The sequence below is a fragment of the Deltaproteobacteria bacterium genome, from assembly GCA_026129095.1.
Taxonomy (GTDB): domain Bacteria; phylum JAGRBM01; class JAGRBM01; order JAGRBM01; family JAHCIT01; genus JAHCIT01.
Genome location: JAHCIT010000002.1, coordinates 204,067 through 218,738 on the forward strand (window position 1 = coordinate 204,067; position 14,672 = coordinate 218,738).

General features: G+C 63.8%; 13 protein-coding genes. 4 read left to right on the plus strand and 9 right to left on the minus strand.

Annotation, left to right across the window (positions count from 1 at the left end; genetic code table 11):
* Positions 1-22 precede the first annotated feature (22 nt).
* The 4 genes from KIT79_03405 to KIT79_03420 all read right to left on the minus strand — a co-directional run bounded on the left by KIT79_03405 (position 23) and on the right by KIT79_03420 (position 4,573).
* Positions 23-1,822 (minus strand): long-chain fatty acid--CoA ligase, encoded by a 1,800-nt coding sequence (locus KIT79_03405; protein MCW5828343.1) that lies wholly within the window; start codon positions 1,820-1,822, stop codon positions 23-25.
* A gap of 199 nt (positions 1,823-2,021) precedes the next feature.
* A complete protein-coding gene (locus tag KIT79_03410) occupies positions 2,022-2,462 on the minus strand; it encodes an SCP2 sterol-binding domain-containing protein (protein MCW5828344.1) in 441 nt (146 codons plus the stop codon).
* 96 nt (positions 2,463-2,558) lie between these two features.
* Positions 2,559-3,815 carry an acyl-CoA dehydrogenase family protein gene (locus KIT79_03415; GenBank protein ID MCW5828345.1) on the minus strand — a complete coding sequence of 419 codons (1,257 nt, stop codon included), beginning with the start codon at positions 3,813-3,815 and terminating at the stop codon, positions 2,559-2,561.
* 266 nt (positions 3,816-4,081) lie between these two features.
* On the minus strand, positions 4,082-4,573 hold the full coding sequence (locus KIT79_03420) for a hypothetical protein (protein ID MCW5828346.1): 492 nt from the start codon (positions 4,571-4,573) through the stop codon (positions 4,082-4,084).
* A gap of 310 nt (positions 4,574-4,883) precedes the next feature.
* Here KIT79_03420 and KIT79_03425 point away from each other — a divergent pair, with 310 nt between their 5' ends.
* Together KIT79_03425 and KIT79_03430 are read left to right on the plus strand one after the other, a co-directional pair.
* Entirely contained in the window at positions 4,884-6,662 is a 1,779-nt protein-coding gene (locus tag KIT79_03425; protein ID MCW5828347.1) for a long-chain-acyl-CoA synthetase, read from the plus strand.
* A gap of 93 nt (positions 6,663-6,755) precedes the next feature.
* On the plus strand, positions 6,756-7,937 hold the full coding sequence (locus tag KIT79_03430; GenBank protein ID MCW5828348.1) for a hypothetical protein: 1,182 nt from the start codon (positions 6,756-6,758) through the stop codon (positions 7,935-7,937).
* 28 nt (positions 7,938-7,965) lie between these two features.
* On the opposite strand, the gene KIT79_03435 is transcribed toward KIT79_03430, so the two are convergent.
* The 4 genes from KIT79_03435 to KIT79_03450 all read right to left on the minus strand — a co-directional run bounded on the left by KIT79_03435 (position 7,966) and on the right by KIT79_03450 (position 11,782).
* Complete coding sequence (locus tag KIT79_03435) at positions 7,966-9,303, minus strand: hypothetical protein (protein ID MCW5828349.1); 1,338 nt, start codon at positions 9,301-9,303, stop codon at positions 7,966-7,968.
* A gap of 56 nt (positions 9,304-9,359) precedes the next feature.
* The gene (locus KIT79_03440; protein ID MCW5828350.1) at positions 9,360-10,469 is read right to left on the minus strand and encodes a Fic family protein; all 1,110 of its coding nucleotides are present in this window, start codon (positions 10,467-10,469) and stop codon (positions 9,360-9,362) included.
* A 141-nt stretch (positions 10,470-10,610) separates the two neighbouring features.
* Positions 10,611-10,949: a DUF962 domain-containing protein gene (locus KIT79_03445; protein ID MCW5828351.1), complete on the minus strand. Its 339-nt coding sequence runs from the start codon at positions 10,947-10,949 to the stop codon at positions 10,611-10,613.
* Positions 10,950-11,047: 98 nt separating this feature from the next.
* Entirely contained in the window at positions 11,048-11,782 is a 735-nt protein-coding gene (locus tag KIT79_03450) for a FadR family transcriptional regulator (protein MCW5828352.1), read from the minus strand.
* 190 nt (positions 11,783-11,972) lie between these two features.
* Between KIT79_03450 and KIT79_03455 the strand changes: the two genes are divergently transcribed.
* Together KIT79_03455 and KIT79_03460 are read left to right on the plus strand one after the other, a co-directional pair.
* Entirely contained in the window at positions 11,973-12,881 is a 909-nt protein-coding gene (locus KIT79_03455; protein MCW5828353.1) for a trypsin-like peptidase domain-containing protein, read from the plus strand.
* A 192-nt stretch (positions 12,882-13,073) separates the two neighbouring features.
* Complete coding sequence (locus KIT79_03460; GenBank protein MCW5828354.1) at positions 13,074-13,370, plus strand: FHA domain-containing protein; 297 nt, start codon at positions 13,074-13,076, stop codon at positions 13,368-13,370.
* Positions 13,371-13,393: 23 nt separating this feature from the next.
* On the opposite strand, the gene KIT79_03465 is transcribed toward KIT79_03460, so the two are convergent.
* Entirely contained in the window at positions 13,394-14,509 is a 1,116-nt protein-coding gene (locus KIT79_03465) for a hypothetical protein (GenBank protein MCW5828355.1), read from the minus strand.
* Positions 14,510-14,672: the final 163 nt, after the last annotated feature.

The following is a 14,672-nucleotide window of genomic DNA, read 5'->3' on the forward strand; positions in this document are numbered from 1 at the left end:
TGGCTACAGCAAGGGGTGGCTTTCAGTCGAACTTCTCGTCGTAGAGCGCGTCCAGACGCGGCCGGTACAGCTCGGTAACGACCTTGCGCTTCACCTTCAGCGTCGGCGTGAGCTCCCCGGTGGCCTCGGAAAAGTCCCGGTCGGCCAGGATGAACTTCTTGATCGTCTCGTAGCTCGCCAGCTCCCGGTTCTTCTCCTCGACGATCCCGCCGATGAACGCATGGACCTTCTCGTTTTTCAGCAGGTCGGCGGGCTCGGCAAACTGGATGCCGCCCGCCTGGGCCCACTTGGCGACCTCCTCCAGGTTCGGGGCGATGACGGCCGTGAGGTATTTGCGGCGGTCGCCGAACACCATCACCTGCGAGATGTGCCGGTCGGTCTTGAGCAGGTTCTCGATGTTCTGCGGCGCGATGTTCTTGCCCGCCGCGGTGATGATAAGATCCTTCTTGCGGTCGGTGATCTTGAGAAAACCGTCCGCATCCAGCTCGCCGATGTCGCCGGTATAGAACCAGCCCCCTTTAAGCACCTCGGCGGTGGCCTCCGGGTTCCGGTAGTAGCCTTGGAACACCGTCGGTCCCTGGAGGAGTATCTCCCCGTCGTCGGCGATTTTCACGCCCGCGCCCGGAACGGCCGGCCCCACCGTGCCGAACTTGTATTTCTCCTCGCGGTTCACGTTGGTCGCGGCGGTCGTTTCCGTGAGGCCGTAGCCCTCCAGTATCTTCACGCCGACGGCATCGAAGAACTCGGCTATCTGGCGCGAGAGCGGCGCGCCGCCGGAGATGGCGAACCGGAGCCTGCCGCCCAGCTTCGATGTGATCTTGGAAAAGACGATCCTGCTGGCCAGCCGGTGCTGGAGGGCCAGGAGCCCCGCGGGCTGCTTTCCCTGCTGGCGGAGTTTCGATGCCTCCATGCCCACCGGAATCGCCCACCCGAACAGGGCCTTCTTCACGGCGCTCTCGGCCACGCCGGCCTGTATCTTCGAGTAGACCCGCTCGTAGATCCGGGGCACCGAAAACATCATGGTCGGCCGGGCCTCGGTCAGGTTGTCGGCGATCTTCTCGATCGATTCGGCGAAATAGACCTGCCAGCCCATCTGGATCCCGGCGAACGATTCCACGCGCCCGAAGATGTGCGCGAGCGGAAGGAACGAGAGCACCACGTCGTCCTCCCCGGCCGTGACGCATTTCTGGAGCGCGTCCAGCTCGGACACGATGTTGGAGTGGCTGAGCATCACGCCCTTGGGGTTGCCCGTGGTGCCCGACGTGTAGACGATGGTGGCGAGCCCGGCGGCCTTCACCTCGGCAAGGCCGTTTTCGTACGCTCCGGGCCGGCTCCGGGCGAACTCCGCGCCCTTTGCGCGGAGCTCCTCCAGCGTCAGGAACCCTTCGCCCTTCCCTTTTGCCGAATCGTCCATCGAGATGACGTACTTGAGCCCCGGACACCCGGCCCTGACCTGCCCGATCTTGCCGAGCGTCTCGCTGTTCTCGACAACGACCGCCTTCGATTCGGAGTCCTGGATGATCCAGGCCGCCGCCGGCGGAAGGTTCGACTGGTAGATCGGCACCGTGACGCCGCCCAGTCCCAGCACCGCCTGGTCGGTCTGGATCCATTCGATCCGGGTGTTGCCGAAAATCGCCACCCGGTCGCCAAGCCCGATGCCAAGGGCCCTCAGTCCCAGCGACAGTTCACGGACCGCCGCGCCGTGCCCGGCCCACGTTACCGGCTCCCACTTGCCGCCGGTCTTGGAAAAAAAGGCAGGTTTCCCGCCCGACTGCTTCACGCGCTCAACCAGACGGTGCGCGATGGTTTCCCCCTGAATCATGACTGCCGGACCCCCGTTTTCCCTGTAATAATGAACAGGGCCAACCGCGCTGGTTAGACCGGAACGGCGGAAAGGGTCAAACGGGCAAGCGCCCGCCCCTGACACCGGAGTCACCAGACGGGAACAGCCCGGTTTCCGCTGGCGGAAAACCGGGCTGCGCCCTGCCAGAAAAGGCGGCGAGGCCGCCCGTCAGGCGAAGTTACTGCGGCATCACGGCCTGGAGCTGCATGAGGATGCCCATGTCACCCGTCACGACCATCTGGCCACTCATGAACAGCTGCTGCGGGGGCATCTGGCCCGTCTGCATCAGCTTCCAGTTCTCGTAGGAGAGCTGGATCGTGGCCGAGGCGTCGGGCTTGTCGCCGGGGACCACCTTGAAGGTGCCGTCGCCCGGGAAGATCATCGCCCACTTGCCGCCGCCGTCACCGGTGATGTCCCACAGGAGCGAGCCGTTCACCATGGCAAGGGTATCCTTCACCTCGGCGCCGCGCTTTTCGAACATGTAGGGCATGATCACCTCGTACGCCTGCTTCGGGGTGGCGTCCTTGGCCACGTCGCGGAGCGCGTTGTTGTCGCTGGCGTTGATCTTGGCGAGTTCCGCCTTCACCTGGTCGGCGTTCATGTCTGGAGTAATGGGCATGTTTCTGTTCCTTCCTTCTGGATGGTTTGGTTAAGGGGCCGTGTTTCTATCTGCCACGCGGGTCTTTTGCAAAACACCGCGTCTTGCCGGTTGATGCTACTTGCCGAGGCCCAGCTCGTTGCGGGCCGCGGTCAGGTAGTTGATGTGCGTCGTCCCGGCGCCGAGCTCCAGCAGCTTGGAGTCCCGCGCCAGCTTCTCGATGTGGTACTCCTCCATGTAGCCGTAGCCGCCGTGGAGCTGGATCGCCTTGAGTGCCACATCCACACATGCCTGCGAGCAGTAGGCCTTGGATGCGTTGATGAACGACACGTCGCGGATACCCTTCTTCTGCATCCAGGCCGTGCGGTAAACGATGTTCTCGACGTTCTTCAGCTTCACGTACATGTCGGCGATATCGAGCTGGACCGCCTGGAACTCGCCCACAACGCGGCCGAACTGCTTGCGCTCCTGCACGTACTTGACCGACCGCTCGTAGCATTCCTCGATGATGCCGAGTGCCATCGCCGGGATCCCCGACCGCTCGTTGCCGAGCGACTCCTTGGTGTCGGCGCGTCCCTCGGCGGTCTTTTCCTTGCCGCCCAGCAGGTTTGCCTTCGGCACCCGGACGTCCTCGAAGAACAGCTCGCTCGTGGGGCTGTCGCGCATGCCCATCTTCTTGAACGGCTTGCCCTGGGTAAAGCCCGGCATCCCCTTTTCGAGGATGAAGGTGTTGACCGGCATCTCGGCCACCGGCTGCCCGCGGTCGATCTTGGCATAGACCACGAAGACATCGGCGCACGGGCCGTTGGTAATGAACGTCTTCTGGCCGTTCAGGACATAGTAGTCGCCGTCAGGCTTCGCCACGCTGCGCATGGAGCCGAAGGCGTCGGAGCCGGCGCCCGGCTCGGTCAGGCACCAGGAGCCCACCTTCTCCATCGTGGCCATCGGGATGCCGTACTTCTCCACCTGGTCGGCGTTGCCCTTGGAGATGATCGCCCCGCCGGCAAGGCCCATCGAGACGCCCCAGCTCATCGCAAAGCCGGGCGACACCCGCGAGAGTTCCTTCACGACGACCATCATCAGCATCGGGTCGCCGCCGCCCTCGCCCATCAGCTCGCTCATGGCGGAGTTCGGGGCCTCGTTCTTCTTCTCGACCCCGGCGCCGGACTCCTGCTCCCGGAGCTTCTTCACCCGCTTCTGGAGGGCCATCTTCGACATGGCGTCGAGGCCGAACTGCTTCATCATGCTGCGCATGAGGTCGTAGGGGAGCATCTCTCCCTCTTCGAGCTTCGAAATGTTCGGACGCAGGTTCTTGTCGCACCACTGGCGGATCATCTGCTGCGTCATCTTGTGCATTTCATTCAGTTCAAACACGGCGCTTCTCCTTGGCGGGGCGCCCTGGCGGCGGCTCCGCGGAACAGGTTGTGACGGCCGGTAATGACAGGCAGCCGGACCCCTCCGGCCGCCGCCGGGGCCTTCTGCAAGGCGGTCCCGGCGGGTGTTCCCGATCCATCCGGACACCGGTTTGCCACGATTTGACTGATGAGTCAATCATGGAAGTGGGGACATAAAATGAAAGCAGCGCACGGGATTTCACCCCGAAACGCTGCTTCTGGAATTCGGATATCGTGCGTTTTGGGTCAGTTACCGGCACCAGCCTTTTTCAGCTTCACCGCCTTGCCGGAAATTTCCGAGCAATAACGCGAGAAGAAAACCGGGACCGAAAAACCATCCGATTTGCCTTTGGTCACGAGGATCACGTCTGCACCGGCGGTGCTGGACAACGCGGTGTAGGTTGCGGCATCCAGAGAGTCCTGCTCATCCACGCCGGCAAACATAGAGGACAACGGCCGGAACAACGGTCCGTAAAACGTCATAATATCAAAGCCGCCTGCTACTTCTCCGCTTGCCGAGATCACCGGCGACCCGGAGGCGGTGAATTTCGGTCCGGTACGGATAAAAAATATCTTGGAAGCACATTCACGAGCAGTGATATCGCCAATCAAATCGAAGTCGTAGGTACCGGACATGCCTGGAGGCGGCGGAGTTACGTTAAGGCTTCTACTGTCCTTCGCGGCGCAACCGGCGATCAACAGCACAAAAGCAGCAAAAAGGGGTTTCGAGGCATTCATGATGTCGTATGATCCTTTCTGAAACTGGAATGCCGCGCACAATACCCCCCCCCCCCTATTAAAAGTCAATATTTTTTTCGATTTGCCTGATGACCACACCCATCACCAGACCGTCTGAATCCCAAGATTTCGGATTTTCCAGGAGCGTTTTCGGCGTTACGAGCACCTGCTTTTCAATCGTCATAATACAGGCTCCCTAGCTTCCAGTATGGCTCAAGAGGCAGTCCCCTAACAATTTGACTCGCAAGTCAACTTTTGGGTTAGGGTGCATATCCGTTGGCACAAAAATCACGGAGGGGTGGTTTATCTCATGGGTCTCATGTCCACGCTCAGGTTCCTGAACGTCACGGTTCGCAGCATCTATACCGTCGCGGTCACGCTGAAGGACGGCACGAAGCTCTCGGCGGCGAAGCTCGTCGAGGAGACAGCGGCGAAGTCCCCGAACCAGGCCTGCGTCAAATATGAAGACCGGGTCTACACGTACAAGGAGTTCAACGAGGCCTGCAACCGGGTCGCCGATGCGTTCCTGAAGGACGGCGCGAAAAAGGGTGACGTCGTGGCGCTCCTCATGGACAACCGCCCCGAATACCTCATCACGATGGTCGGCCTGAACAAGATCGGCGTCGTCACTTCGCTCATCAACACCCACGTTACCGGCGTCCAGCTCGTTCACGCCATCAAGATCTGCAACCCCCGCTGGATCATGGTGGGCAACGAGCATCTTGCGAACCTGAAGGAGATCGAAGCGGATCTGCCGAACGGCCTCTCCATGAAGGACCTGCTGGTCTGGTCGGACACGCCGGACGTCCAGATGCCCTCGCAGGCGCGCCTGTTCAATCCCATTGTGAAGCAGTCGGGAAATACGAACCCGCCGACGACCGCCGACCAGACGGTGAACGACCCGATGATCTACATGTACACGTCCGGAACGACCGGGCTCCCCAAGGCGGCCCTCATCAAGAACCAGCGGTTCCTCCGGGCGGCATTCTCCTTCGGGCGGATACTGTCCAAGCTCCAGCCGAGCGACACGACCTACCTTGCGCTTCCCCTCTACCATGCGACGGGCGCCGTCGCGGCCTGGGGCGCGGTCGTCGCCACGGGGTCGGCCATCGCACTCCGGCGCAAGTTCTCGGCGACCCAGTTCTGGGACGACGTGGTGAAGTACGACGCCACGGCGTTCAACTACATCGGCGAGGTCTGCCGCTATCTGCTGCACACGCCGCCCCATCCCCTGGAAAGAAAGCACAAGCTCCGGCTCATGATCGGTGCCGGAATGCGAAAGGACGTCTGGATCCCGTTCGTCGAGCGGTTCGGCGTCAAGGAAGTGATCGAGTTCTACGCCGCCACCGAGGGCAACGTCGCCATCGTCAACATTGACGGCGAGCCCGGCATGCTGGGCAGGCTGCTCCCCGGCCAACGGGTCGTGAAGATTGACGCCGAGACCGAGGAGATCGTCCGCGACGCCCAGGGCCGCTGCGTGGACGCCAGACCCGGCGAGCAGGGAATCCTCGTGGGGCTCATGAACCAGATCAACCGGTTCGACGGCTACCTGGACAAGTCCAAGACCGAGGAGAAGATCATCCGCAACGCCTTCGGCGACGGCAACGACTATTTCAACACGGGCGACCTGGTGAACATGCACAAGGGGAAGAAGGTCTCCTTCGCCGACCGGCTGGGCGACACCTACCGCTGGAAGGGCGAGAACGTCTCGACCAACGAGGTGTCCATCGTACTGAACCAGTGTCCCGGCGTGATCGAGACGAACGTCTACGGTGTGGAGGTTCCCGGCGCCGAGGGCCGGGCCGGCATGGCGGCCGTCGTCGTCAACGGCGAGTTCGACGTCGCCCGGTTCGGAAAGCACGTGGCCGAGGGGCTCCCCCGGTACGCCCTCCCCTACTTCATCCGGCTCCAGAAGCAGCTCGAACTGACGGGCAGCTTCAAGTACGTGAAAACGCACCTGAAGAAGGAAGGGTTCGACCCGGCGAAGGTGAACGAACCGGTCTACTTTTTCGATTCCGTCACCAAGACTTACGTCCCCGTCACACCGGAACTGTTCGAGCGGATCAACCGCGGCGAAGTGTCCGTGTAATTTTTTGCGCCGGACGCCTTGGCACGTCCGCCGGGCCATGTATGCTCGGCGGGCCGGTTGGGCGTGTCCGGGCCGGCCGGGACGGTTTTCAGCATGAGGGATACATCGGCATCTGCCGGAAGCGGTTTCTGGGACCGCTTCGTCCGCCCGCCGCCGCCCGACCAGTCCTCCCGCACCTGGCACATCTCCCCGGCCATTGACGTCATCGCCTACCACTTCAGCTGGGCGCTGCTGCTGGTGCCGCTGGTGATGCTCGCCGGCAACAACCAGCACCGCGACTACGCCATCGTCTTCGTCATGGTGCTGGGCGTGAACTTCGCCCACCGGCACTACGGGTTTCCTTACGCCTATCTCGACGGCGACGTGTTCCGCCTCCACCGGGTAAAGCTGCTCTGGTTCCCGCTGGCGGCGGGAGCCCTGTTCCTCCTGACTCCATGGTTCACGGACGGCAGTTTCCTGGACATCGGCAAGACGAACGGCCGCCTCGTCATTGCCGGCATGGTGCTTTTTTCCGTCCTGTGGAATTTCTGGCACACCTACATGCAGAAGTTCGGGATCATGCGGATCTACATGGCCAAGGATGAGGCTCCCCCCGAGCGGAAAACCCCGCCGTGGGTGGACAAGCTTTTCCTGTTCTGCTGGTTTCCGCTCTACTTCGCCTGGGTTGGACCCAGGTACAAGAACCTGATCTACCAGAACGCGCCGTCCATGCGGCGGGCGATCCGGCCGGTGATCCAGTTCCTCGAAACAAACCAGGCCCTCATGATGACGCCGGGGGTGATCCTCGCGGCGGCGGGCGTGGGACTATGGTTCTGGCACGAATGGCGCGCCCACCGGCTGCGCAATCCGGCACGGATGTCGATGGGGCTCGCGATGCTGCTGCTCTCGACGTCGCTGTTCTGGATAAACCCGGTAAAGGTGTACATCTCCTTCGCCTTCAGCCATGCGGTCGAATACATGGTGTTCGTCTGGGCCTTCCAGCGGCGGCGTTACCATGAACCGGCAAGGCCGGAAGCCGCGCCCTCGCTCATGGCCCGGCTGGTCGCTCGCCCGGTCCTGTTCTACGGCAGCATCACGTTCGTCCTGCTGATCATCCCGGCCATCGAGTACGGATGGGGAGCATGGTTCACCCCGCCGGTACCAAGGGTGACGATCGCGGGCGTGAGCGGCAGCAACTGGTTCCTCATGTACGCCGTCTACCAGTCGATGGTACATTTCTACATGGACGGCTTCCTGTGGAAGATCCGCCGCCCGGAAGTGATCGCCAATCTCTGAGACCGACGTCCGGAACGGACCCGTCCGTTCAGTTGGCCGGCACGGCGGTCCTGAGCCGGGGGCGGTTCTGGTAGCGCTGGTAGAACCCGCTGCCGCCGCCATCGGGAAACCGGGGCGGCAGGAGCACCTGGGCCCCGAAGGAATACCACTGCGCCTTCAGGTTTTCCCAGCGGTTCAGCTCGAATCCGCTGCAGGGGCTGCAGCCGCGCACGCGCTCCGGGGCGTCGTCCAGCTCGCTGTTGTCGATGTAGTAGGCCGAGGGGTTGAGACTCAGCGCCTTGTCGTAATAGACGAACACCATCTCGTTGAGCCCGCGACCTGTCACGAGAAACCACGGCTCGTTACCCATGCTCACCAGGACGGGCTCCTTTGCCGAGTTGCCCTCGACCGGGAGACCCTGCGGCTCGGTCTTGGTGACAAACCGGACGCCCGTGAGCCCATTGAAATCCATGACGAACTGCACGTCCATCGAGGACGTGAACAGCGCCGCGTGTCCCGGCAGCCGGAACCGGACCCTCGCGTCCCAGATCCGCTCGTAGTGGATGAAATCCACGAAGGCGCTGATGGTGAACCCCGGCAGCGGCGTCACCGAGATCGACACGTGCCGGATGATCCGCACCGGCCCGGTCCGCACGCCCTCCAGCGTGCCCCTGATATCATCCTCGTTGACGCGGATCGTGATGAGGTCGCCGAGCGAGCGCGCCTTCATCCGGACCTTGAGGCGGTCGAAGAAATCCTCCTTCCCGCCCCGGTAGTCCCTGAACTGGAGCCGGTCGAAGATGTGCGGCTTCTTCAGCGAATAGCCCCAGGAGTAGCCCGGGGCATGGACGGCATCCCCGGCCCGCTCGTAGCGGAGGTTCGTCGTGCCCGGCACGGCGGAAAACGGGCCAACGAGCGCATAGAGGCGGTCCGGTCCGCCGTCCGGGCGCGAGAACCTGAGCTCGATGATCTTCCCCTGCGCCCGCGCCAGCTGTTCCTCCAGGCAGGCCCCGCCCAGGTCGCGCTCCATGAAGACGATCTCGTCATTGGCGTCTATGACGCCCGGTGTGTCGTCCTTCGAGGGGCCGGTGAGCGGCAGGTTCGACACGATCCGGCCGTCGGCGGTGTATTCGTCCACCTGGAAGACGATCGACCGGATCCGGCCGTCGGAGCAGGAAAAGAGCGACAGCTCGGCGGCCTTGACCCCCTGGAGCGCGGCCGCCTCCGACCCGGTAAAGATGACCGGGAGGATGGATTCCTCTCCGGACGCGGCGTGCGCGAACGGCACCGCAGCCAGCCACGCCAGCACGGCCCAGGCCGCCCATGATGATCGCAACCGGTAAACCACAGGTTTTCCCCGGACCAGCCCGCCCCCGCGGGCTCCCATTCATTCAGTACGCTAACGAATCACGGCCGGGATGTCACTGGATTTGCGGTCTCCGCCTAGCCGGCCTCCGCCAGAAGGTAGCTTGTGCTTCGGCCACCGGCAGGAGCCCTCACCAGTATGCCCCGCACGATAAGATCGTTGATATCCCGGGATGCGGTGTCCTGAGAACATTTGCATAGGGCTGCCCATTTCGACGAGGTGAGCTTTCCCGTGAAACCGTCCAGCAGGCGGTTGAGCATGGCCTTTTGCCGGCCGTTGAAGGAGGCTTCCCTGTGGATTTCCCAGAACCGCGCTTTCCTGAGGACCACCGACAGGGCCGCCTCGGTGCCCCCAATGGCCCGGCCGAGGCAGTCGAGGAACCACCCAAGCCATCCGGTAATATCGAGACTGCCTTTCTGGGTGATTTCCAGAATGTCGTAATAGGCTTTCTTCTCGGTGCAGATCTGCGCGGACATGCTGTAGAAACGCTGCACGCTGTTTTCCGATCTGGCCAGCGCCATGTCGGCAATCGCACGGGCAATCCGGCCGTTTCCGTCCTCGAAGGGATGGATGGTCACGAACCATAGATGGGCAATGGCCGCCTTGAGTACGCCGCCATCGGGCTCGCTGCCATCGAACCACGCCAGGAACCTGCGCATCTCGGACGGGAGCCTGTCCGCAGGCGGAGCTTCGTAGTGAACCCGCTGACGGCCTTGCGGGCCGGAAACCACCTGCATCGGTCCCTCCCGGTCGTCGCGCCAATTGCCCACCCTGATAATGCGCATGCCGCTCCGGCCGGTGGGAAAAAGAGCCGCATGCCAGCCCAAAAGCCGTTCTTCCGTCAGCCGGACGTGGCATTCCTGCGTGGCGTCCAGCATCATCTCCACGACGCCTTCCACATGGCGGTCGGCGGGGGGCAAGGCACCTGCCTCCATCCCCAGGCGGCGGGCGATGGACGAGCGCACCTGCTCCCGGCTCAGAATCTCGCCTTCGATCTCGCTGGACTTGAGCACGTCTTCGGTGAGGGTTTGAAGAACGGCCTCGCCGCGGAGCCGGAATCCGAGGGTTTCCATCCGCCCCAGAAGCCGCCCCTGCTGGTGCCGCACCGCACCGAGCTTCATGGCCAGGAGTTCCGAATCCCAAGTAAATTCCGGCCAAGTGGTGAGTTGATGAATATAGATAGACAAGCAGCTAATCTCCGCAAATTATGCGGAGATTATACCCGTTACCCTACTATATAGCCAAGCGTAATCTCCGTAAATTTTGCGGAGATTATGGCGGTTATTCTCCGCACGCACCGGGCGCGCGGCGGCCTGCCGGTGGTGCCCCTACGCCGCGGTCTTTTCGGTCTTCCAGACCTTCCGGCCGGTGGCTTTCTCGTAAACCCACACGAACGGCTTGGCGATGATGAACAGCGGCCCCATGACGAGGTGCACGGGGTTCCTGAAGAAGGCCGGCTGGTTGCCCTCGATGGCGTGGCCGATGAACTGGAAGATCCAGCCCACGACGAACCAGATGGCGAGCGTCTGCCAGTCGAAGTAGCCGCGGAAAATCCAGGTGTAGAGTGGCCAGACCAGGCTGAAGACGATCATCGGGATGCCGACGTAGTGCGTCGCCTGGTTCCACGGGTGCTGGTGCTTGAGCCGGTAGACCTCCAGGTAGTTCAGTCCGCCCTGCTCGATCAGCCGGTCCACTTCCTCGTGCGAGTATTTCGGTTTGAATGCCATCGTCGTCTGCTCCTGCCTGCGGTTTCCCTGTAGAAGTTTCAGCGCCGGGAGGGCTTGCCCAGCGCATCGAGCACCTGGAACATCGCCCCATCCAGCTTCTCGAAATGCCGGTAGAGCCTCGTCCGCGCCAGTTCCGGCTTGTGGGCGGCGATCGCCTCCACCACCTTCTCCCTGGAACCGGCCGTCCAGTCCGGCAGCTTCCAGAGGGTTCCTCCGCGGCGGACCAGTTCGAGATAGGCCGGTCCGAAGGAGTTGTAGCTCCACTGGAACGTGAGGCTCCGGCTCATGCGGATCAGGGCCGCGTAGAACTCGTAGTCGGCCGTCTGCTCGGCGAGCGAGCTCTGCGTGGCCCCGATCGCCTCGCAGCGCACCTTCAGCTCGCGGATGTCCCCTTCGGTGGCGCATTCGGCCACCGCCGCCGCCGTCTCTGACAGGAGCACCTGCCGGAGCCGCATGGCGTGGCGCAGCGGACGCACCAGTTCCGGCGTGGGCCGGGCGTAGAGCGCAAGATAGGGCAGCAGTTCCAGCCGCCCCTCGGCGGCGATGTCTGCAATCTCGATGGAGGCGCCCTGACGGATCCGGAGCAGCCCGGCCGACTCCAGTATCCGGAGCGCCTCGCGCAGGGTGTTGCGGTTGGTCCCGAACCGGAGCGCCAGCTCGCGCTCAGGCGGCAGCTTCTCTCCTGCCTTCAGCTCGCCGGTGAGGATCTGGCGGCGGAGCTGCCCGGCGATGTCGTCGGAGACGTTGGTTTTCTGTACTGGCGCGACCTGCATCTGTTCCCCGTGCCCGCCGGTCCCCGTGCGGGAATCCCAACTGGTTAAACCAGTTAACCAGATACCGCGGCGGCCGTCAAGCCCCCTCCTCCACCGGCCGCCGCGCCGGGAACATTTGCGCCGCTGGGGTTGAATTTCCCGCCCGGATGGGGATTTGATACCGTCCCGGCCGCGAGGTGGCCATTTCAACATGAACACATTCCGTAGAATTCTGAAGCCCGCCCTGGCTGCCTTCCTGACCGTGACGCTGGGCGGGTGCCTGGGCCTGTTCTTCGGCCCGGTGCCCGATCGCGACTACTCGAACGAGGGCGTCACCCTGATGGGCGCCGCCAACACCGTGAGCGGCATGAAGGCGGGCGACATCTGCCAGATGAACGAGGCGGCTGAGCCGCCGCCAGCGGCGCCGATCCACACGGACACGATCCGCCAGCTCGCCGCCCGGAGCAAGAGCTCGGTCGTGAACATCTACGTGAAGACGGCCAACCCCGTGCGCGCCCAGATCCTCATCATCCCCGTGCCGGGGCTGCCGCCGGTGGATATCCCCGGTGAGGCGCTGGGCTCGGGGTTCTTCTGCTCGAAGTCCGGGTTCCTGCTCACGAACGCGCACGTCGTTGCCCGCGCCGACAAGCTCTCGGCCAAGACCGACGACGGGAAGCTGCATGAGCTCGAAATCGTCGCCGTGGACCGCAAGCACGACCTCGCCCTGCTCCGCGTCACCCCGGCGGGCAGCTTCCCGGCGGCGACCATGGCCGGCGCGGCGCGGCTCGCCGAGGGCGACTGGGTGGTGGCGATCGGCAACCCGCTGGGGCTCACCCACTCGGTGTCGCACGGGATCGTCTCGCAGCGGAGCCGCTCGATCGCCGAGCTCCAGCGCGGCCGCGAGGACGACCTCCAGTTCCTTCAGACCGACACGCCCATCAACCCCGGCAACTCCGGCGGCCCGCTGTTTGACATCACCGGGCAGGTGGTCGGCATCAACACGGCCATCGCCCGCCACGCGCAGGGAATCAGCTTCACGATTCCCACCGAGCGGGTACGGATGTTCCTGGACCAGGTGGGCGAACTGTCCACCCGCCGCTTCCCGCCGGTTCGGAGATAGCCCGTGGCCGGCGCCATCGTTCCCCGCGAGCTCATTCTTAGGATCACCACCGGCGCCGATGCCGGGCGGGTGATCGAGCTGCACCGGGGGGAATGCGTCGTGGTGGGCCGCGAATACACGACCGACCGGACCGTCGAGGTGACGGCCGTGAGGGAACTCCGCAGCGACGGCCGCACCCAGCTTCCGAAGGAGATGGTCAGCCGGGCCGAAGGGTTCCTCGCCAGCCGCGATCCGGACCCCGACAGCACCGCGCCGCAGTTCCCGCCGTCGCTCGACTCCTACCGCCGCCGGGACGACATCCGCGTGCAGGACCAGACCGTCTCGCGCCTCCACGCGATCATCTATCTCGACGACCGCGGCGCGGGGGTGATTGACCTTGGCTCCACCAACGGCACCGAGGTGGACGGCCGCAACACCTCGCACCACGCCATCGGAAACGGCCAGAGGGTGCGGCTCGGCGACCTGGAGATCGCCGTCGAGGGGCTGTAGCCGGACGCGGGGGCGGCGGGCCCCTAGAACTTGCCGATCTCCGTCTTGAGCGCGCCGTAGCCCACCTTGTTCGAGTAGTCGGAGTGGATGATCCCGAAATGCGCCTCGGGGCCCATGCCGTAGACGCCGCCATTCACCCAGCAGTTGCCGGGATTGAACTGGTCGGTGCAGGTGTCGATGAGCTGGTACCAGCCGAGCACGACCACCTGGTAGGGCCTGGTGGCGTTGTTGGAGTTGACCTTCGTGCGGATCACCGGGAGCGCCTGGCTGATGAAGTCGCGCTGGTCGTACTCGTCGGCGAGCAGCCACGCCCAGCTGCTGTAGCCGGTTTCGAGGATCGCGCCGTCCTTGCCGTACCAGGGGTTGCCGGGGGTGTTGATCCGCTGGAGCAGCGTGTCGAGCGGGCCCCAGTCGGTGTAGAAGCAGCAGGCCCAGGTGCCCGGATAGTGGTCGATGCCGATCACGTCGATGTAGCTCCCGGCCTTCACGAGCCAGTCCGTCACGGCCGCTTCCCACCCGGCGAGGTTCGCCATCACGTTGATGTAGGTCCGTGCCGCGGGGTCGAGGTTCCGCACCACGGCCCCGGCGCGGGCAAAGAGCTGCCAGTCGTCGGCGGCGTCGATGGGATCAATGAGGTGGTTCGCCTCGTTCCAGAGCTGGTAGTGGTTCACCCGGTCGCCGATCCAGAGGACCACCTCGCGGATGTACCGCTCGTAGGCAGCCCAGAAGGCCGCCTTGTCCTGCCCGTAGAGCTGCACCGCCCAGTCCGGGGCGTTCGAGAAGATGATGAGCGGCTCCAGGCCGTGCCAGCGGATGTTGCTGACGAAGTTCGTGTAGAACTGGAGCTTGCCGTAATCCCACACGCCGCGGGCCGGCTCGATGTCGCGCCAGAAGACGTCTGTCCGGACGCCCTTGCCGCCCAGATCCTTCAGCTTCGTGAACGCCTGGTTCGCCTTGCCCAAGTCGTAGTTGATCTCGCCCGCGTGGACCGTGAAATACCAGGGCACCTTCTGGGGCGGAGGGGGCGGCGGCGGTGTGCCGCCCGCACGGGCGGGACCTACCGCGAGAACCACCATCGCCGCTGCCACGGCGAACGCCGCGAGGCGGCCGCCCGGTTTCCAGTTCATCTTCGCGTTCATGATCTCTCCTTATAAAGGGGTCTTCCCTTGAGGACTGCGGGGCCTTGGGACTCCCAAGGACACACTTCACGGACCGTGCCACTGGCGCCGGAGCGGCGAAGCACCGGCAACCGGCTGTATTTATTTGCTATTTTCCGATCTGGGACGGCCAGCTCCAGGCGCG